This is a genomic window from Mycoplasmopsis arginini (assembly GCF_900660725.1).
Classification (GTDB): Bacteria; Bacillota_I; Bacilli_A; order Mycoplasmatales; family Metamycoplasmataceae; genus Metamycoplasma; species Metamycoplasma arginini.
On record NZ_LR215044.1, the window covers coordinates 111224 to 132406 of the forward strand.

The 21183-nt window shown below is 26.3% G+C and carries 17 protein-coding genes and 2 tRNA genes; 12 read left to right on the forward strand and 7 right to left on the reverse strand.

Annotation, left to right across the window (positions count from 1 at the left end):
- The first annotated feature begins 303 nt into the window (after positions 1–303).
- On the forward strand, positions 304–681 hold the full coding sequence (locus tag EXC38_RS00495; protein ID WP_129694441.1) for a DUF3800 domain-containing protein: 378 nt from the start codon (positions 304–306) through the stop codon (positions 679–681).
- A 424-nt stretch (positions 682–1105) separates the two neighbouring features.
- On the forward strand, positions 1106–2326 hold the full coding sequence (locus tag EXC38_RS00500) for a coiled-coil domain-containing protein (protein ID WP_129694442.1): 1221 nt from the start codon (positions 1106–1108) through the stop codon (positions 2324–2326).
- A 217-nt stretch (positions 2327–2543) separates the two neighbouring features.
- Here EXC38_RS00500 and EXC38_RS00505 read toward each other — a convergent pair whose 3' ends face one another.
- Positions 2544–3542, reverse strand: coding sequence for an IS30 family transposase (locus tag EXC38_RS00505; protein WP_129694443.1), 999 nt, complete (start codon positions 3540–3542; stop codon positions 2544–2546).
- 218 nt (positions 3543–3760) lie between these two features.
- Here EXC38_RS00505 and EXC38_RS00510 point away from each other — a divergent pair.
- Positions 3761–3836, forward strand: a tRNA-His gene (locus EXC38_RS00510).
- An 11-nt stretch (positions 3837–3847) separates the two neighbouring features.
- Here the strand turns inward: EXC38_RS00510 and EXC38_RS00515 are convergent.
- The 3 genes from EXC38_RS00515 to metK all read right to left on the reverse strand — a co-directional run bounded on the left by EXC38_RS00515 (position 3848) and on the right by metK (position 6169).
- Positions 3848–4420 carry a thymidine kinase gene (locus EXC38_RS00515; protein WP_004415410.1) on the reverse strand — a complete coding sequence of 191 codons (573 nt, stop codon included), beginning with the start codon at positions 4418–4420 and terminating at the stop codon, positions 3848–3850.
- Between the two features lie 507 nt (positions 4421–4927).
- Positions 4928–5001 (reverse strand) — tRNA-Trp (locus EXC38_RS00520).
- A 28-nt stretch (positions 5002–5029) separates the two neighbouring features.
- A complete protein-coding gene (gene metK / locus EXC38_RS00525; protein ID WP_129694444.1) occupies positions 5030–6169 on the reverse strand; it encodes a methionine adenosyltransferase in 1140 nt (379 codons plus the stop codon).
- Between the two features lie 351 nt (positions 6170–6520).
- On the opposite strand from metK, the gene ychF reads away from it, so the two are divergent.
- Complete coding sequence (gene ychF, locus EXC38_RS00530) at positions 6521–7624, forward strand: redox-regulated ATPase YchF (protein ID WP_129694445.1); 1104 nt, start codon at positions 6521–6523, stop codon at positions 7622–7624.
- Between the two features lie 73 nt (positions 7625–7697).
- Here the strand turns inward: ychF and asnA are convergent, their stop codons facing one another.
- Both asnA and EXC38_RS00540 read right to left on the reverse strand, forming a co-directional pair.
- The gene (gene asnA / locus EXC38_RS00535; protein WP_129694446.1) at positions 7698–8678 is read right to left on the reverse strand and encodes an aspartate--ammonia ligase; all 981 of its coding nucleotides are present in this window, start codon (positions 8676–8678) and stop codon (positions 7698–7700) included.
- 188 nt (positions 8679–8866) lie between these two features.
- Positions 8867–10060: a phosphoglycerate kinase gene (locus EXC38_RS00540; protein ID WP_109246989.1), complete on the reverse strand. Its 1194-nt coding sequence runs from the start codon at positions 10058–10060 to the stop codon at positions 8867–8869.
- A gap of 138 nt (positions 10061–10198) precedes the next feature.
- Here EXC38_RS00540 and EXC38_RS00545 point away from each other — a divergent pair, with 138 nt between their 5' ends.
- The 3 genes from EXC38_RS00545 (at position 10199) to tuf (ending at position 12757) form a co-directional block, all read left to right on the forward strand.
- A complete protein-coding gene (locus EXC38_RS00545) occupies positions 10199–10597 on the forward strand; it encodes a hypothetical protein (protein WP_129694447.1) in 399 nt (132 codons plus the stop codon).
- Positions 10598–10625: 28 nt separating this feature from the next.
- Positions 10626–11204: a diadenylate cyclase gene (locus EXC38_RS00550; protein WP_109246991.1), complete on the forward strand. Its 579-nt coding sequence runs from the start codon at positions 10626–10628 to the stop codon at positions 11202–11204.
- Between the two features lie 359 nt (positions 11205–11563).
- Positions 11564–12757, forward strand: a complete 1194-nt coding sequence (gene tuf, locus EXC38_RS00555) for an elongation factor Tu (protein ID WP_129694448.1) — start codon at positions 11564–11566, stop codon at positions 12755–12757.
- A 45-nt stretch (positions 12758–12802) separates the two neighbouring features.
- On the opposite strand, the gene rmuC is transcribed toward tuf, so the two are convergent.
- On the reverse strand, positions 12803–14200 hold the full coding sequence (gene rmuC / locus EXC38_RS00560; RefSeq protein ID WP_129694449.1) for a DNA recombination protein RmuC: 1398 nt from the start codon (positions 14198–14200) through the stop codon (positions 12803–12805).
- An 86-nt stretch (positions 14201–14286) separates the two neighbouring features.
- Between rmuC and EXC38_RS00565 the strand changes: the two genes are divergently transcribed.
- The 5 genes from EXC38_RS00565 to lgt all read left to right on the forward strand — a co-directional run bounded on the left by EXC38_RS00565 (position 14287) and on the right by lgt (position 21182).
- On the forward strand, positions 14287–15027 hold the full coding sequence (locus EXC38_RS00565; protein WP_109246993.1) for a hypothetical protein: 741 nt from the start codon (positions 14287–14289) through the stop codon (positions 15025–15027).
- A gap of 26 nt (positions 15028–15053) precedes the next feature.
- Positions 15054–15950, forward strand: coding sequence for an HAD-IIB family hydrolase (locus EXC38_RS00570; RefSeq protein ID WP_129694450.1), 897 nt, complete (start codon positions 15054–15056; stop codon positions 15948–15950).
- A gap of 3 nt (positions 15951–15953) precedes the next feature.
- Positions 15954–17246, forward strand: coding sequence for a hypothetical protein (locus tag EXC38_RS00575; RefSeq protein ID WP_129694451.1), 1293 nt, complete (start codon positions 15954–15956; stop codon positions 17244–17246).
- A 76-nt stretch (positions 17247–17322) separates the two neighbouring features.
- Positions 17323–20154 carry an excinuclease ABC subunit UvrA gene (gene uvrA / locus EXC38_RS00580; RefSeq protein WP_129694452.1) on the forward strand — a complete coding sequence of 944 codons (2832 nt, stop codon included), beginning with the start codon at positions 17323–17325 and terminating at the stop codon, positions 20152–20154.
- Positions 20155–20240: 86 nt separating this feature from the next.
- Positions 20241–21182 (forward strand): prolipoprotein diacylglyceryl transferase, encoded by a 942-nt coding sequence (lgt, locus tag EXC38_RS00585; protein ID WP_129694453.1) that lies wholly within the window; start codon positions 20241–20243, stop codon positions 21180–21182.
- Position 21183 lies beyond the last annotated feature (1 nt).

Genomic DNA, 21183 nt, shown 5'->3' on the forward strand with positions numbered 1-21183 from the left:
AATCTGCTTAACATCTTATTATTGACAAAGTTAATAAAAAAATTTTGAATGTGTAAAAAAATAAGCGTGTCAATAAAAAAAGAGTCCAATATAACGAACCCCAAAAGTTTTTCCAAATTACTTGGTCCAACTTTTGGGGTTCATTATATAATCCAGTTGATAAAAATACTAGATCTAAAATTTTAGAATTATCTAAGACTAAAATTAAAGAAAGTCCAAGAGATAAAACTAATTTGATTTTTTTTAGAAGATAATGAGCCATATGTTATATCAAGTGATGTATTTTTTACTTATCTTTCAAGAATGATTGAAGTTAACGACAAAAAGTATTTTGATAATGAGCTCTCAATAACTAAAAGATTGAGTGAATTTGATGATGATTATGAAAGCAAATTAGATATTATTTTTTTGGATTCAAAAACTAGCAGAGAAATACAAATTTCTGATGTTATTTGTGGCTTTGTTGCTAGATTGTATAACTTTTTGAGTCATAATGCTGAGAAGGCTATATTTACCTTCATTAAAGGCTTGAATAAAAATTGTGAAGCTTTTAAGACATTAAAAACTTTTGCGGATTTAATGTCTTTATCTGATAATGTATCTCATATGATGTTTAAAAAGACTAACCCACTTTTTATTGAGAATAGATTCGCTTTATTTATAAAATTGCTTGAAGAATAAGAATAACTTTAAAGTTTATATTTGCTGTATTGTTCAGGTTATATACCAAAAGATGATAATTTCCTTAATTTAAAATTTTACATAATACTCTAACGAAATAGAGTGATTAAAGCATCAGTTATTAATTTAGCTGATGTTTTTATTTCGCCTGAACGCCCCGATATTTATAGATGTGTAAAAAATAAGTGTGTTGTTAAAAAAAGAGCCACCAACTATAATGAACCTCAAAAGTTGGACCAAGTAATTTGAAAGAACTTTTGGGGTTCATTATATTATTTCTGCATTTTATTTTTAATTCATTTTTGGTAGTTTTTATATGTTTTTATATTAAAAATGCATTAAAATCCATTAAAATTGTCCAATTCTATATATATATATATATATAATTAGGATGTAAAACAATAAATTATTAGATGGGGGTAAAATGAAAAAATCAACTAAATTGATAATAGGATTGACTTTTCTAGCCGCAACTGTTACAGCAGCATCTGTTGCTATAGCTGTTACAACAATAACTAGAAAAACTCCTAAAAAACAACTTTCAAATCAAATTAAAATCTTCGAAGAAGAATTAGAAACAAATAAAGAATTAAAAGAATTTCAAAAAGCTGAAATTAAATTAGCTTTAGAAGCTGCTCAAGCGGTTTTATCAAATCCTGAGTCAAGCAATGAACAAATCAAGAATGCTTTAGATGTTTTGGTTAAAAAGGTTGAAGAAATTAAGGCAAAAACTGAAGAACCCGAAACTCCAGAACAACAATTAGCTAAAGCAAAAGCCGCATATAATGAAAAAGTTAGTGAAGCAGAACAACTAGTAACACAATTAACAACTGATGATAATAAATATCAACAAATCAAAGAAACTTTAGAAGAAGAAGTTGCTGCTGCCAAGGCTGATGTTCCAGCAGACAATCCAACAAAAGAAAACTATAAATCAGCAACTGAAAAACTAACCGCAGCAATTACTAAAGCAACAGAAGCTAAAAAAGCTATAGATCAAGAAATTGCTGAATTTGAAGAAGCTAAAAATGCGTATAATGAAAAAGTTAGTGAAGCAGAACAACTAGTAACACAATTAACAACTGATGATAATAAATATCAACAAATCAAAGAAACTTTAGAAGAAGAAGTTGCTGCTGCCAAGGCTGATGTTCCAGCAGACAATCCAACAAAAGAAAACTATAAATCAGCAACTGAAAAACTAACCGCAGCAATTACTAAAGCAACAGAAGCTAAAAAAGCTATAGATCAAGAAATTGCTCAGCAACTTATTATTGACAAAGTTAATAAAAACGAAATTTTAACTACACAAGTTGATGAAAGAATTAAATCTGAGATTTTAAAATTATCTTCAACTAAAATTAAAGATAGTCCAACAGATAAAAATTATTTTGGTTATTTAAAGATCAATAAAAAAACTAAAACATTTACTTTTGGTTCAAGCAATAAAAAAGCTAAGACAGCATTTAGTGATGGCTTATTTGCACGAGATTTTTTAGATATGGTAGCTAGTCAAGAAATAGTATTTGCAGTTTCTGGTTCTAATAGATCGGCTTTATGCTTTGATAAGAAATCAGATGGAAAAATTGTAATTCCTTTTAGATTTAAAGACAAAATAGATGTTCATGAAATTGAATTATTTTAAATTTAAACCAAAATATTAGAACAAAAAAACACATTTTTAACAATGTGTTTTCCCAAAGAGAAAGTTCAAGTGCAACACAAATGCCTTGGGCTTTTTTTATTATACATTTTTTATTTTTTTTAAATTATTTAATCAAAAAAAAGTAAATAAAAAAAGTTCATTTTTTCAAATGAAAATAAAAATTTTTTGTTTTACTGATATTTGTTGATGATAATTATTATTTAATATTTTCTAAATACACTTGTAGCGGTGTTTTCCAATTTAGTATTTCGCGTGTCATATTATTTATTTGGTTAACAACCGAATCTAATTTTTCTTGCGTTATAGTATTAAAGTTAAATCCTTTTTTAAATTCCCTTCTTAAAATTCCGTTTCAATGTTCATTTGATCCTCTTTGAAAAGATGCGTAAGGTTCAGCTCTATAAATTTTTATATTCATTCATCTAGCTAAAATACCTATTTTTTCAAATTCAATACCGTTGTCCATTGTTATTGTTTTTACTTGTAATCCATTATCTTTTATAATCTTTTTTAGTTCTGAATTAATTGTATGTGGCGATTTGCTTTGTATTATTCTTTCAAACCCAATTCTTGTTTTTCTTTCAGTTAAAGTTAAAACATTATTATATCCATTTGCTCTTTTTCCTAAAACCAAATCTGCTTCTCAGTGTCCAAACTCAAGTCTTAAATCTATAGATTTAGGTCGGGTTCATATTGGAAAAACATAATCAGCTGATTTTACAAGCCGATTTATTACAGATGCAGTTCTTTTACCACCTTTTTTATAATATAATCTTAATTTTTGATACTTTTTTATAACTCAATTATTAGTATTTATTCAATTAAACACTGTTCTCAAAGAAGGACAACAGTGCTTTGTTTTAGTTTTTATATAATTATATGTTGACTTTATGCCAAAAAACTTTTTGTCATATTTTTGTAAAAAAGCTTTAGAAAAATTTTTGAATTTTTTGTTATCGACAAATTTAAAATAATACTTATGTCTAAATCTTTCTTTTGTTTTTAAACTAGCATATTTAAATTCATAAACTCCAAATTCATTTGTATTCCTTTTTATTTCCCTACTTAAGGTTGATACACTTCGTTTAATTAATCTTGAAATCATACGAAGAGAATAATTTAACTTTAAGTAATTTTCAATAATTATTCTTTCAGAATCTGTTAAATGGTTATATTTTTTTATTGTATAATTCATATGAGTTCCTTCCGTTCCAATGGAACTTTTTTCTTTTTTTAATTAATATAAAAAATTCAAGTTCCACATCTAAATTTTACTTTAAATGTGTTGCACTTGAATTTTCAATTTAGGAAAACACATTTTTAACAATGTGTTTTTTCTTTTGCCCTTACGTTTTTAATTTTTAATTAAATTTAATTATTTATGTTAAAATATTAAAGCAATTTATAAAAATGGCGTTCGTGGCGAAGTGGTTAACGCTCCGGGTTGTGGCTCCGGCATACGAGGGTTCGATCCCCTTCGAACGCCCCATTTTTTTTATTTTATTTTTTTACTTTTTCACCTAATAAATGACATTTACGGCATCTAGCTTCATATTCGTTATAATCACCTAGATAATTTAAATCATCACTTTTTGCTTTACGGTAAGAAGTAGAAGCAATATTCTGACAAACAACGCATATTGCTTGTAATTTTGTTACTGTTTCGGCTATGGCCATAAGACTTGGTATAGGTTCAAAAGGGCGACGTTGGTAATCTTGATCTAATCCAGCGATAATAACAAGATATCCTTTATTTGCTAAATCATCAGCAATATTAATTAAATCTAAACCAAAAAAATGAGCTTCATCAATTAAAACCGCTTGATATTTTTGTTTATTTAATAGATTATAAATTTCTTCAATTTTTTTAATTGAAAATGTTTTATGTTTTAAACCGCAACGGCTTACTATTTCGTTTTCCGAGAAACGGTTATCATATTCCGGTTTGATAATTAAACTATTAAACTTTGCATACGATAAAGTTCTTAGTCTTCTTAATAACTCTTCACTCTTACCACTAAACATAGGTCCTGTTATTATTTCAATCATTCCTTTTGAAAAATTTTTATACATTTAAGCCTCTTTTATTATTTTTTAAAATTAAATTTAATTATTATTTTATATTATAAATAGTTATTTACTAAAAAATAATTTTAATATTTTTTAAAACAAAATTAAAAGAATGACACCTAAGAAGTATAGGTATCATTCCATAAAAAGCAATTCGAATTAATTTTTTTAGTTCAATTTTTGGGGTTCACTATAGAGTTTATTTTCACACTAAATGAAAACAAATATTTTGAAATTAAAGAAGAGTTAAGAGAAAAAATTGATTGAAGTAAAAGTATTTATGAAAAAGCTCGCTCAAATTATATTAATTTCATTTTCGATAATGTCTACGAATATCATATCTATGATTTAATGTCTAAATACACTCTGCTAGACTCGATTTGGAAGAAGCAATGAAAATTGCTAATAATGAAAAAAATACAATCGATAATTCTTAGTTAAAAATAAAAACAAGCAAATAAGTTTTTAATAATCTTACTGCTTGTTTTTTATTTCAAATTATCTTTGATATGGCAGGAGATACAGGAATTGAACCCGCACAAATGGGTTTGGAGTCCATTGTTCTACCATTAAACTAATCTCCTATGAAAATTATATAAATTATAATTAAGTTTATATATTTTCAAAAAAGTTTTTAATTTCTTCTATTTTATCAAGTTTTTCTCAAGATAGTTCTAAATCATTTCTTCCAAAATGTCCAAAAGTAGATGTTTGCAAGTAAATTGGTTTTAATAAATCTAAAGTTTTTATAATTCCTTCAACGCTTAAATCAAAAATTTTATAAATAGCTTTTATAATCTGTTCTTCGCTATATTTTGATGAGCTAAATGTTTCAACAAAAATTGATTGTGGTCTTGGTAGACCTATTGCATATGATAATTGAATTTCTACTTTTTTAGCTATGTTGGCAGCTACTAGATTTTTCGCAATATATCTTGCCATATAAGCAGCAGATCGATCAATCTTTGTTGCATCTTTTCCCGAAAATGCTCCACCACCATGTCTAGCAAAGCCACCATATGTATCGACTATTATTTTTCTTCCGGTTAGTCCGGTATCACCAATAGGACCGCCAATTACAAATCTTCCAGTTGGATTAATTAACAATTCATAATCTAAATTAAAACCGTGTTTTTTTAAAACAAAATTAATAATATTGGTTTTAATAAATTCTTTAAATATTTTATAATCACAATTTTCTTCATGTTGAATTGACATTAAAACTTTCTTTATTTTAAATTTATTTAATTCATCATCGTATTCAAGCGTTACTTGGCTTTTCATATCAGATTTAGCAAAAGGAAATTTATTTTCTCTTCTTAGGCCTTCAGCTCTTTTTACTAATTCATGAGACAAGATTAATGGTCAAGGCATAAAATAGTCATTTTCATCAGTTGCATAACCAAATAAAATTCCTTGGTCACCAGCGCCTAATTCCTTATCATTATCTTTATCGACACCTTTAGCGATATCAGCACTTTGTTTTGTAATACCATTAATAATCTTAAAATCCTCTCTTTTATAACCTAAATTTTCCAAAATTTTTCATGCCTCTTTTTCTACATTGATTTTTGCTTTTGTTGTTACTTGCCCGCCAACATAAATTAAGTTATCATTAGCAATAACATCACAAGCAACTCTGGAATATTTATCTTGGCTTAAGGCTGCATCTAAAATTGCATCAGAAATTTGGTCACAAATTTTATCAGGGTGACCTGCCCCTACTGATTCACTAGTTAATAATCTTTTCATCTTTTTTTATTCCTTTTTATAATTAATAATTAAAAATATTAAAAGCAACTTATCTAAACATAATAAGTTGCTTTAATTAACATAAACATTTAATGATACATGTTAGATTTTAAATCTCTGACTATCCACCTTATTTTTTTAAAAACAGGTTGGCATGTTTCACTGCTGTCAAGCTAAACAACTCTATATGTATTTTTAATTACGAAACAATTATAACAATATTTTCTTAATTTATATAAAAAATATTTTTTAAGCAAAAATGCTTTTTTAAAAAAAGTTAAAAAAAGATTTATTAATTGCTTAAAATTATTAATATTTAATATTTATTTTAATAAATATGGAGGTTAATTTATGTCATTAAAAGCAGGGATTGTTGGATTACCAAATGTAGGGAAAAGTACATTATTTTCAGCATTAACATTAAATGAAGCTGAATCTGCTAATTATGCTTTTACTACAATTGAACCTAATGTTGCTATTGTAAATTTAGAAGATGAAAGATTATATAAACTAGCAAAAATTGTAAATACCAAAAAAGTTGTTCCTGCAACATTTCAATTTGTTGATATTGCCGGTTTGGTTGAGGGCGCTTCAAAAGGAGAAGGTCTAGGAAATAAATTTTTAGCTAATATTCGCGAAGTTGATGCTATTGTCCATGTTATAAGATGTTTTGAAAATGATGATATTGTTCATGTTAACAATAAAATTGATCCGATTCATGATTTGCAAATTATTAATTTAGAACTTATTTTAGCTGATTTACAACTAGTTGAAAATGTGTTAAATAGAATAGGAAAAAAAGCATTAAATTCTAAAGATGAAGAACTAAAAAAAGAATATAATATTTTGTTAAAAATTAAAGATTATTTACTTGAAGAAAAAATGCTTAAGAATATTGCTTTTGATGAGGAAGAATTTTTATTAATCAAAAACTATCAATTTTTATCAATAAAACCAACAATTTATGTCGCTAACTTAGATACTAATACCTATAAAAATATTAATGAATCTCAACACTTTTTAAAATTAAAAAATGAAATTGAAAAAAATAATGAGGTTATAATACCCATCTCGGTAAAAATTGAACATGAATTATCTTCATTTTCAAAAGAAGAAAAACAAATGTTTTTAAGCGAATATAATATTGAAAAATCAGGTTTAGATGAAATTATTTCAAAAAGTTTTTACATTTTAAATCAAGCAACATATTTTACAGCCGGAGAAATAGAAGCTAGAGCATGAGTTTTTAAAAATGGAATGAATGCTGCAGAATGTGCCGGAATTATTCATACAGATTTTGAAAAGAAATTTGTTAAGGCTGAAATCATCAAATATGATGATTATATATTATATAATGGCGAAAAAGGCGCTAAAGAAAATGGTAAAATGTCACTTGAAGGAAGAAATTATTTAATGAAAGACGGAGATGTTTGCTATTTCAAAATTGCAAAATAAAACACAGCTTTAAGTTTTTTATAAAAGCCGTGTTTTATTCATAGTTAAATCTTTAAAATGAAAAATTTAGATATTATAATAAATTTATATTATTCTTAAGTGCCTCTTTTTTTGTTTCTTCATCCCAGACACTTACTTGAACTTCTCCAATATGATTTTTTTCTAATAAAAACATAGCAATTCTTGACTGTCCAATTCCTCCACCGATTGTTAGTGGTAATTTTTCTTCAATTATATTTTTATGGTAAGGACTTATCTGCATAATTTCTTCTTCTAATAAATTATATTGTTTAATTAATGATAATTTATTAACTCTAATTCCCATACTGCTTAGTTCTAAAGCAATGTCATTAATACCGTCATATACAATTAAATCACCATTTAAATTTCAATCATCATAATCTTTAGCTCTTTTTGAATGAGGCTTTTTATCAGGTAGTAAATTACCAATTTTATATATAAAAATTGCTTTATGTTTTTTTACTGCTTCATATTCTCTTTCTTCCGGACTTAAATTTGGATATAAATTAAAAAGCTCTTCAGAATCAATGAACGTTATGTTCTTAGGTAATTTTTTGTCTAATGATGGATAAAATTTATTAATTGTTTTTTCGGTAAGTTTTAAACTCTTGTAAATTTTTTTAACAATTGATTTTAGAAATGTTAAATTACGATCATTGGAATTAATAACCAATTCTCAGTCTCATTGATCAACATAAAATGAATGAGTTAAATCTATATCTTCTTGTTGTCTTATTGCATTCATATCAGTATAAATGCCTTCATATAAACCAAAATTATATCGGGCTAAAGCGTCTCTTTTTCATTTTGCTAATGAATGAATAATTTCGATATTTTCGTTAATATTTTTAGGTTTAAAAATAACCGGAAGTTCACCGGAAAGCCCATCATTAAGCCCGCTAGAACTTCTTAAAAATAATGGCGCTGAAACTCTGGTTAAATTTAAAGATTTTCTTAGTTTTCGTGAAAAAATATCCTTTAATTTTTCAATAGCAAATTGTGTTTCTTTCAAAGATAATTTAGAATTTTTCATAGTTAAAATTTTAGCAAAACTTTAAATTAAAATTATTAAAAATAAGGTAAACTAAAAATTAAAAATATGGCGCCAGATTACTTACGTATACTGGAACGCCATATTTTTAATTTTTACTCTCAACAAAAATATTGAAAGCCTTCAAATTTGAAAAAAATTTTTAAAATTATATTTTTAATAATTAATTATTATTTGTCTTGAATTACTTCAAATCCTGGCATTTTATTACCTTGGATAAATTCAATAGAAGCACCACCACCTGTTGATATAAAACTAAATTTATTTTGGTAACCTAATTTGTTAATTGCAGTAACTGAATCTCCACCACCAACAACTGAGTATGCATCTTGGTTGTTAGCAATTGCAATTGCAATTCCCTTAGTTCCGTTTTCGAAGTTTTTAAATTCAGTTACACCAGCAGGACCATTTCAGAAAATGGTTTTTGCTGTTGAAATAACTTCATTAAATAATTCTACTGATTGTGGACCAATATCAAGTCCCATATATCCATCAGGAATGTCGATATTATCTTTTGTGGTAAATGCAGGAACTTTATCAGCAAATTCATCTGTATATGCATTATCAATAGGTAAAACAATTTTATCTTTATATTCAACTAAATATTGTTTTGCCATTTCAACTCTATCATCTTCACAAATTGATGTTCCAATTTTATGCCCTAAGGCTTTTTGAAAAGTATATGCCATACCACCAACTACTAAAACCTTATCAGCAATATGGAATAATTTTTCTAACACTTTAATTTTATCACTAACCTTAGCACCACCAACGATTGCGACAAAAGGTCTTTCAAAACCATCTAGAATTTTTTCTAAATGTGACACTTCATCATTCATTAAAAATCCTAATGCTGATTCTTTAACAAATTTAGCAATTCCTGCTGTTGAAGCATGTGATCTATGTGAGGCGCCAAAAGCATCGTTTACATAAACATCACCTAAACTTGCTCAGTATTTTGCTAATTCTTCATTATTTCCTGATTCCGCTTTATCGTTTAAATCTTCAAAACGGGTATTTTCTAAGAAAATAACCTCTCCTGGTTTTAAATTTTCAGCTGCTTCTTCAACTTCTTTTCCTCTAGTGAATGGTACAAATTGAACTTCTTTTCCTAGAATTTGTGAGAATTTTTCAACAACAACTTTTAAAGATTTGTTTGCCTTATCTTCTTCGCTTTTAATTCTTCCTAAGTGCGAAATCATAATTAAAGAAGCGCCATTGTCTAAAATATATTTAATTGTAGGGATGGCTGCATCAATTCTTTTAGTGTCCATAACAATTCCGTTTGCAATCGGAACATTAAAATCAACTCTTAAAATTACTTTTTTTCCTTTTAAATCAATATCCTTTATTGTTTTTTTCATTTTATCTCCTAATTTAATATAAAATTTTTAACGATATAGATAATTATAATAAAATTATTTTAATTCATAAATAATACATAAATAATAGATGAAAAAGTAATTTATCTAAAATTTATAATGTTATAAAGGAGAAAAAATATGGCACAAAAGCAAAAAGATACAAGAACACTAAATTATGATCCTGAAAGCGATAGCATTTCAAGAATCATAACTGAGTTTCAAGCTTATAAAAAAAATGCGAAGTTTTATAAAGAATATTCCGAAATGGAAATTTTTAATTTTTTTCAAAAAATTAGATTTATGAACATAATGGATGAAAAAAATAAAGATTTAATTAAAGAAACGCAAAAAAGACAAACACAATTACAAATGAAATATCAAACATATATTGAATTTGATAATTGATCGGAATCGCCTTTATCTTCTCCTGCAAAACCAATTAGTAAAACAAAAAGAATATTAATTGTAGTTTTTGTTATTTTAATTCAAAGCATTGTTTTAGGTTTAATTATTTATTTAACAAAAAGGGCTTCTTAATTAGATAAAAATAAATGGGGGTAAAAAAATGGATACTGCTGTATATATTACTTTAGCCGTCGTTGTCTTAATAGCACTTATAATTTCTATAAATTATATTATTGTTGCTGTTAACGCCACAAAAAAAAGTAAATCTATTAAAAAAACATTAGGAAATTCAACTAAAATAAGAATTATTTATCAATTAAAAGAAGCTTTGGAAAAGTTGTCTAAAACAAAAACCGGAGCAATTATAACGATCGAAAACAACGATAATTTAGATGGTTTAAGAACTGACGGAATTATTTTGGATGCAAATATTTCTTCATCTATTTTAATTTCAATTTTTAATAAGCATAGTCCACTTCATGATGGAGCTGTTGTTATAAGAAATAATAAAATTTATTATGTTGCGACATATTATAAAATTACAAAAAAATCCATTGATAATAAATATGGAGCAAGACACCGTGCTGGAATGGGAATTTCTGAAATGTGTGATGCTTCAACATTAATCGTTAGTGAAGAAAACGGTGGAATCACTTTAGCAGAAAACGGTGTTTTACAAGCAGTTCCAATTGAAAATCTTCAATCTGTTTTAGGAAGAATTTTAAAAGACTCTAATTAAGTTAGAGTTTTTTATTTAAATATTTATAATTAAAATTGAGAAAAAAATTCAAGATGTTTTTTTATCTAAATTTAAGAACAAAAAATAAACTTAATTAATTTAGTGTGTTATCATAAGAATAACCAAAAAATATAATCAAAAAACAAACCTTATTTTTGGTAAAATTATTTGGATAAAAATTTTATTTTTGTTAAAATTATTTTTATTGTTAATTTTATATTATTAAACGAATTTTGGACAGGACATAGATGAAAGGCTATGCTTAGGTGGTTAAACGCGTTTAATCAAGATTTTCTGAATCTTATATAAAATTAAAATATCAAACATATATAAAAATATTTAATTAGAAAGGAATCAAAATGGCAAAATTAGATTTTGACCGTTCAAAAGCTCACGTTAACGTTGGTACAATCGGTCACGTTGACCACGGTAAAACAACATTAACAGCTGCTATCGCTACAGTTTTATCTAAAAAAGGTTTATCAGAAGCTAGAGATTATGCTTCTATCGATAATGCTCCTGAAGAAAAAGCACGTGGTATTACTATTAATACTTCACACATCGAATATCAAACAGAAAAACGTCACTATGCTCACGTCGACTGTCCAGGCCACGCTGACTACGTTAAAAACATGATTACAGGTGCTGCTCAAATGGATGGTGCTATCTTAGTAGTTGCTGCTACAGATGGTCCTATGCCTCAAACACGTGAACACATTCTTTTAGCTAAACAAGTTGGTGTTCCTAAGATTGTTGTTTTCTTAAACAAGATTGATATGTTCAACCCGGAAGAAAGAGAAGAAATGATCGGTTTAGTTGAAATGGATATCCGTGGATTACTAAACGAATATGGATTTGATGGAGACAACACACCAGTTATCGCTGGTTCAGCTCTAAAAGCATTACAAGGTGATGCAGAATACGAAAATAAAATTATGGAATTAATGGAAGCTGTTGACTCATACATCGAAGAACCAAAACGTGAAACAGAAAAACCATTCTTAATGGCAATCGAAGACGTTTTCACAATTACAGGTCGTGGAACAGTTGCAACAGGTAGAGTTGAACGTGGTGTTTTAACTCTTAACGAGGAAGTTGAAATCGTTGGTCTAAAACCAACCAAGAAAACAGTTGTTACTGGTATCGAAATGTTCAGAAAGAACTTAAAAGAAGCTCAAGCTGGGGATAACGCTGGTTTATTACTACGTGGTATTGATAGATCAGAAATCGAACGTGGTCAAGTTTTAGCAAAACCTAAAACAATCGTTCCTCACACAGAATTTGAAGCTACAGTTTACGTTCTTAAAAAAGAAGAAGGTGGACGTCACACACCATTCTTCCAAAACTATAAACCACAATTCTACTTCCGTACAACAGACGTTACTGGTGGTATCGCATTTATCGGACAACGTGAAATGGTTATGCCAGGGGATACAGTTGAATTAAAAGTTACCTTAATCGCTCCTATCGCTGTTGAAGAAGGTACAAGATTCTCAATCCGTGAAGGTGGTAGAACCGTTGGTGCTGGAACTGTAACAAAAATTATAAAATAATTTAAAATAAAAATATGTTGCCTTAATACCGGCAGCATATTTTTTTTATTTTTCTTGATTTTCAAAAGTTTCTTCGGGTAATAATTTTTCTTCTAAGTCTTTTTTGATTTCAATTTTTCGAATATTTAAGTCTTCGGAGTTTTTATTAATTTTTTCAACAACTAATCTTGAATTCTTATAAGCAATTTTAATTTTGTCTGAAGCACTATTAACTGATTTTAAACTTTCGATGATATTATTATTTATATTTTTGTAATTATTTTGGATTTCAACAAATAATCCTCGAATTTTATCAATATCTTTTGCTACTTTGAAATTTTGGTTTTGAACAAATAAATTATAAATAAATGCCGTTGTTAAAGTTGGACCTAAAATAAATACTCTATGATCTCTTCAAATTTTAGATGTAAAATCATACTCTTGAAGAATTGAAGAATAAATAAATTCAGAAGGAACAAACATTAAAGCATATGGTGTAGTTTTTTTATTAACATTAATGTACTTATCACTAATGCTTTTTGCCATTTCTTTAATACTATTTCTAAAAGCTTTAAGATTTTTTTCTTTTAATTCTTTATTTGTTTCATTTACATATTTATTTCATGAGTCAAGAGGTAATTTACTATCAATAGGAATAATTTGCTCAACCTCTTCATTTTCCATTGTTTTCTGTTTTATTTTAATAGCGAAGTCAACTCTTTCATTATTTTTTGAATTTATATTATATTGTTCAAATCATAATTTATCTTTTAAATCTGGAAAATGATTTTCGAAAATTTGTTTTAAAGAAAACTCTCCAAAATTACCGATGTATTTATTAGTTGAAAAAGCTTTATTAAGGTCGGTAACACTTTTTTGAATTGTACTAAATTCTGTCATCCCTTTATTCATTTCATCCATTGATGTTTTAATATTATCGAAATGTTCGTTGATTTGCTTAGTGAGTTTATCTTCAAAATGTTTGTCGATGTTTGTTTTGATTTCCTCGAATCATTTTTTATTAGCATTTGTAATATCGTCAATTTTTTTATCAATATTTTCATTTAATTTGTTTGATAAACTATTAAATTCTTGACTTTGTTTTTTACTTTCATCTTTTAAAAAATTATTAATTGATAAAAATCTTTCATCGATATTATTAAATAATTTTTCTTTGAATTCTTGATTTTTATTATTTAACAAATCCTTTATTTCATTAAATTTTTGATTAATTTGTTTTTCAATTTCTAACTTTTGGTCACCTTGAAATTTTGTAAATAAATGTTCACTACTTTCTTTAAAATATTGCAAATATTCTTTATATTTAATTTCATCCTGTTTATTTAGTGAATCATTGTTTTTTTGTTTATTTCTTCTTTCAATTACTAAAAATACAATCAAACCAATGATGCATAATAAAAGAATTGATGTAATTATCAATGTAATTACTAAAATACTATTCATATATCCCTCCTACTTATTTATCTTATTTTATTAATATTTAAATAATAAGCTAATTTATTATAAAATTTTAATTAATTATGAAAAATATGAAAAAAAGCATAAGAAAAATATTATTAACTTCTTTGGGTTCGTTGTCTATTTTACCAACTACAGTTGTAGTTATTTCTTGTCAAGATAAGAATCAAATTAAAAAAAATGATAATGATAAAAGTTTTGAAATAATAAAAAACAAATACATTAATTTAAATTGGAATGATTTTTTATTGTCTAAGGCAATAGACGAAACAAAAAACTCATATAAAAATTTTTCATTTGAATCATTTTTTGAATGAAAGAATAATGGAAAATTACATAGTTTAGATGAAATTGAAATAAATAGTAAAACTGAAGATTTGCAATCAAAAGAATCGATTAAAATTGATAATTTTGAAACTTCAAATAATTATTTATCTGAAGAATTTAATAATTTACTTAATAGCTATAATTTAAATAAAACTGAAGACGAAAAATTAATTGTCGTTTTTAGAAGCCAAAAATTACCAATGCCAGAAGCCTCAATATTAGTTTGAAGCTGATTAACGACAAAAAAATATTTAAATGAGAGTAAAAACATAAATGAAATAAAATATTTAGAAAAAAACAAAACCGTTTTATATGGTCATTGATTTTATAATGAAGAATATGAACAACAAAAAAACTCAAATAAAATTTGAAAAATACTAAGTTATGCAGTGCCATCTATTGCTATTGGAGGATTATTTTTATATATAATAATAGCAATATTAATTAAACGAAAAAAAGTAGCTTTTAAAAATAAGAAAAAATAGAAAATTAAATAAACAAAGGGGATAAAATGTACGCGATCACAAATAATAAAAAACCTGTTATTTTTTCTGATGTTGATGGAACACTTTACAAAAATTTTGACTTAAAAGAAGAAACTATAAAGGATGTTTTATTTGCGGTTAATAATGGCACTGATTTTAATATCTGCACAGGTAATCCTGTTCAAGAAAGAATGCTTGATTTAGCCCAAAAATTAAAAGTAAAATACTTGCTTTGTTCTTCGGGTGGAGAAATTTATGATGTTGAAAAATCACAAGTGATTAAAAGTTGAAATATTGATTTTTCAATTTTAAAAGAACTAATCAAAGTTGCTAATAAAATGAATTTACAAGTAATTTTTTGAGATGATAAAAGCTATTTTTATCTAAAAGAAATACCAGAACTTACAAAAGAGGTTTTAGTACATCATTTTATTAGTCAAGATAAATTAAACTCAATTCCTAAACTTTGAAATGGCGAAGAGATTAATCCAATCAAAATTGAGTTATATTCATTAGATGAACCATATTCACAAACATATCCACAAAAAATTTATAAACAAATAAAAAATTTAAAAGACAAAATTGAAATTATTCCTACACATTGTAATGTTGAAATAAATTATTTAGGAGTAAACAAGGGAACAGCAATAAAATGATTGGTGGAAAACGTTTATAATAAAGAAAATGTATTATTAAATGAAGTAATGACAATTGGCGATAGTAATAATGATACACCAATGTTAAAATTAACAAATTATTCATATGCAATGGCAAATGCTACTAAGGAACCTTTATCAATGGCGAGATTTTTTACAAGCGATGTGAGTCAAAATGGTTTAGGGGAAGCGATTTTAGATTATTTATATCGTTTAAAAAATATTGCAAGAAAACATATGCTACACGAATTTTTAGAAGGAGAATAAAATATGAAAGCAACAAGAATAGGTCAAAACTATTTATTAAAAGTAAAATCAATTAATTACTTATCACCGTTTTTTAAAAAAGATAATGTTGAATTAATTAATTTTTTTCAAGAAAAAAATGAATTAAAAACTATTTTTAGCGATTCTTTAACTTTTGAAGAATTAGCGGGAATAATAATAGGTTTTTATGGAGATAAAACAAAAAATTATTATCCAATTTTTGAATCAGAAAAATTTAATAGTTTATTTGATCAACCAAAAAATTTAGAAGAAAAAATCACAACCAACAAGATTATTAAAAATGAGTATTTAGTTTATAAATATATTAATTTTTTAAATGATGAAAATTATGAAAATTATTTAACAATTATTCTATCTGACTACTCAATAATTTCGTTTAAATTTACTATATCAAAAGCTCCAAAGTATAAAGATTCAAACCTTAGCAAACGTTATATTAAATATAAAGAGAAAAATGTTAACTATTTAAAACAACATAATTTTGAAATAGATACTGATAAAATTATCGATAATTATTTTGTAACTAAAGATTATGGTAAGGAAATTGCAGATACTTTATTAGCGGCGGATTTTGTTTCATTTTCTCTTAATCAATTAAATCCAACTTTTGAATGAAGTAATGAAGAATCTTTAAATTACTATGATTATGAATTATTATTAAGATTAGACTTATCTACAATATCAAAAGACTTATTTTCTATTTATGAGTGAAGAGATGATATATATCAGAATTATTTAGATGATGTTGCTTCTGAATTTGTAGCACAAGATGATTTCCCCTTTTCTTCAATTAAAAAATTATTCAATGATCAAGATTTAAATGAAGAAGATAGAGACGAATTGGCTTCAATCGAACAAATGATGTCTGATCCAACCAGAATTAAAGAACTACAAGGCATTATTAATGATCCTAACAAATTACAACAAGCTCAAGAAGAAATAATTAATAAAATGAGTGGTTCAAAATCATCATCTTCACAAGAAAGAGCAAAATCAAATCATGAACAAGCAAGAAAAATTGTCTTAGAAACATTTGTTAATTCTTTATTAAATACTGATGTTCCTGAAAATGAAATAGTTAAAATGCTTGAAGATTTCCTTGACCAAGTTCAAGATGGAACTTTTTTATCTGGCATGGCAGGATTTAATTTAAGCCTACAAGATCGAGAAAAATTTATTCAAGACCTTTTAGACATTTATTATGAAAAAAAATATGGTGAACCAGCTAAGCAAAATTTTAAAAAAGAAAAAATAGATAACGAAGATTTTAACTAGTTTTTTAAAAACGCAAATAAGTAAATTTGTGTTTTTTTATTTTCTAATTTTTTATTTAAATATAATTATATTTAATATGAAAGATAAAATAATAATAAAGAATGCAAGAGAAAATAATTTAAAAAACATAAATTTAGAAATTCCCAGAAATAAATTTGTAGTTTTTACAGGTTTATCGGGGTCAGGGAAAAGTTCTTTAGCTTTTAATACAATATATGAAGAAGGTAGAAGAAGATATGTTGATAGTTTATCTAATTATGCTAAACAGTTTTTAGGAGGAACAAAAAAACCAGATGTTGATAGTATTGAAGGATTGAGTCCTGCAATATCAATTGAACAAAAAACCGTTCATAATAACCCGAGAAGTATTGTAGGAACTGTTACTGAAATTTATGATTATTTAAGATTATTATATGCACGTATTGGAAAACCTTTTTGTCCAAATCATAAAAATGAAATTACCGCACAAAAAAGTTTAGATATCATCAATCATATTTTGAATCAAAAGGAAGATTCAAAAATTTTTATCTTATCGCCTGTCGTTAATAATCAAAAGGGTTCATTCGCCACAACACTAGCTAGATTAAAAAAAGAAGGCTTTTTACGTGTGAAAGCAAACGGAGAAATTTTAGAATTAGCAAAAAATCCAGTTTTAGATAAAAATAAAAAATGGAATATTGATTTAATTATCGATCGCTTTACTTTAACTAAAGATGCTCAAACAAAATCAAGAATAGCAGAAGCAATAGAAATTGCCTTGCAATATTCAAAAGGTCTTGTGACAATTGAAGTTATTGGTGGTGAAACAAATACTTATTCAACAACTCACAGTTGTAAATTTGGTGATTTTGATATGCCTAAAATTGAACCTAGAATTTTTTCATTTAACTCACCAAATGGGATGTGTGAAAAATGTAAGGGTTTAGGGCTTTTACAAAAAGCTTCATGAGATTTAATTTGTCCGGATAAAACATTATCTATTAACCAAGGTGCAATTTTGCTCTTTAAAAATTTAGTTAATTCAAAAAACTTAGAATGACAAGAGTTTGACAAATTACTTTCTTATTACAATATTGATAAAACTTGACCAATAAATGATTTAACTAAAGAACAAATTGAAATTTTAAAATATGGTTCAACCGAGGAGATTGCTTTTACTGTTACATCGGAAAACGGGATTAAATATGAAAAATCTCGTCAAATTGAAGGTGTTTGTGACAAAATCGAGAGAAAATATCTAGATACTACTTCTAATGAAATAAGAATGTATTATTCACGTTATTTATCAGATAGTCCTTGTGATTTATGTAAGGGAAAAAGATTGAATAAATATGCTTTGGCAACTAAAATTAATAATTTAGATATATATGAAATCTGTAATAAATCAATTGAAGAATTAAAAGAATTTCTAAAAACAATTCATTTAAGTGATATTGAAAAAGAAATAACAAACTTAATTCTAATTGAAATAAATCATCGTATCGATTTCTTGATTAACGTTGGTTTGCAATATTTGACCTTAAATAGAAAATCTGAAACATTATCGGGTGGTGAAGCACAACGAATTAGATTGGCAACACAAATAGGAGCAAATCTAACTGGAGTTTTATATGTTTTAGACGAACCTTCAATTGGTCTACATCAAAAAGACAACGAAAAGTTGTTGAATTCATTACGAAAAATGGTTGATTTAGGTAACTCATTAATTGTTGTTGAACATGATGAGGATACAATAAGACAAGCCGATTTTATTGTGGATATTGGTCCTAAAGCTGGTGAACACGGTGGCGAAATTGTTGCTAGCGGTAATATTGATGAAATTATCAACGCAAAAGAAAGTATTACTGGACAATATTTATCAAATAAATTAGAAATTAAAGTTCCAAATAGTCGTCGTTCAGGTAATGGTAAAGTATTAACAATTAAAAATGCTAAGGCAAATAATCTAAAAAATATTTCTGCTAAATTTCCATTAGGAAAATTTATTGCTGTAACAGGTGTTTCTGGATCCGGAAAATCTTCGTTAATTAACGAAGAACTAATCAATGAACTTGATTTGCTTTTAAAAAATAAAAGTTATTCTGACAATAATAATAAAAAGATTACTGGCTATTTATATATTGATAAATTAATAAAAATAGACCAAAGCGCAATCGGTCGAACACCACGTTCTAACCCAGCAACTTATACAGGTGTATTTGACGATATAAGAGATATATTTGCCAATGTTGAAGAAGCAAGAATTAGAGGTTTTACCAAATCAAGATTTTCATTTAATGTTCCTGGGGGAAGATGTGATAAATGTGATGGTGATGGGGTAATAAAAATAGAAATGCACTTTTTACCAGATGTCTATGTTACATGCGATCATTGCGATGGGCAAAGATACAATTATGAAACATTGGAAGTTAAATATCGTGGTAAATCAATAAATGATATTTTAAATATGACTGTTGAACAAGCTTATGCATTTTTTATTCAGAATGGAAAAATTAGAGACCAATTGCAAACTTTATTAGATGTTGGGTTAGGATATATAAAATTAGGTCAAAATGCCACAACATTATCTGGTGGTGAAGCACAGCGTGTTAAATTAGCAACATACTTACAAAAAAAACCTACAGGAAAATCATTGTATATTTTAGATGAACCTACAACTGGATTGCATTCATATGATGTTCAGAATTTACTGAATGTTCTAAACCGAATTGTTGATAATGGTGATACATTAATTGTTATCGAACATAATTTAGATGTAATTAAATGCGCAGATTACATTATAGATCTTGGACCAGACGGCGGTAAAAATGGAGGGAATATTATTGCTTCTGGAACTCCGGAACAAGTTGCACAAATAACTAACTCATATACGGGGCAATATTTAAAGAAAATATTAAAATTATCTTAATAAGCAAAAATTAAAATATAATTTAATAATAAATTATTTTTAATTATAATTTACATATTAAATAAACGAAAAAGAAAGGAGAAAATATGAAGGATTATGCAGGAATCAGTTTACAAATCGGACCATTTCACATTTATTCACTAACAATGATGTTAGGAATGATTGCATCTATTTTAACTGTTTTTTACTTTTGAAAAAGAGAAAAATATTCTTTTGAACAATTAGCAATTTTAATATTTATTGCTTTACCTACTGCTATTATTGGTGCTAGATTTGTTTTTGTTATTCAACAATTAATCGAACACAAAGGGTGAGCTAATGGGCCTTGATACAAAATGTTTTATATCTGAGAAGGTGGTCTATCAATTCACGGTGGTGTTATTACTTCAACAATTTGTTGTATTATGTATATTGTATTTTCAAAAAACCCAAAGAAAATTGACTTGAAAAAGGCGTTTTCAATTATTTTACCAGCCGTATTTATAGGTCAAGCAATTGGTCGTTGAGGTAACTTTGCAAACCATGAGGTTTATGGACAAATTATGTCTGAATCTTCATTCGCATTCAAGATGCTTCCACAATTAATTAGAGAACATATGTTTATTAATGGTCATTATCGTTTACCATTATTCTTATATGAATCAATTGCTAACTTATTTGCTTATATTTTATTAGTTTGAATTTTAAATAATTGAAACTGATTAAGACCTGGAACAACAGGAGCTTTATACATTGTTTTCTATGGAATATTACGTTTTGGAATGGAACCTTTACGTCAAGACAGTTATACAATTTATAAAGTAATTTCTGCCCTATATATTATTGTTGGAACAATTTTAGTTATTCTATTTGAATTTACTTTAAAACTAAATTACAATGTTTATAAAGTATGCAAATATCAAAAAGAATGAACACATAAATTTTTCTACTTTATCGTTTATGAACCAAAGAATAATAAAGGTTTATTCAGAAAAAATTTTATTAAACAAAATGATTTAAATAAAGAAATTAACGTTAGCTTAAGCTAAT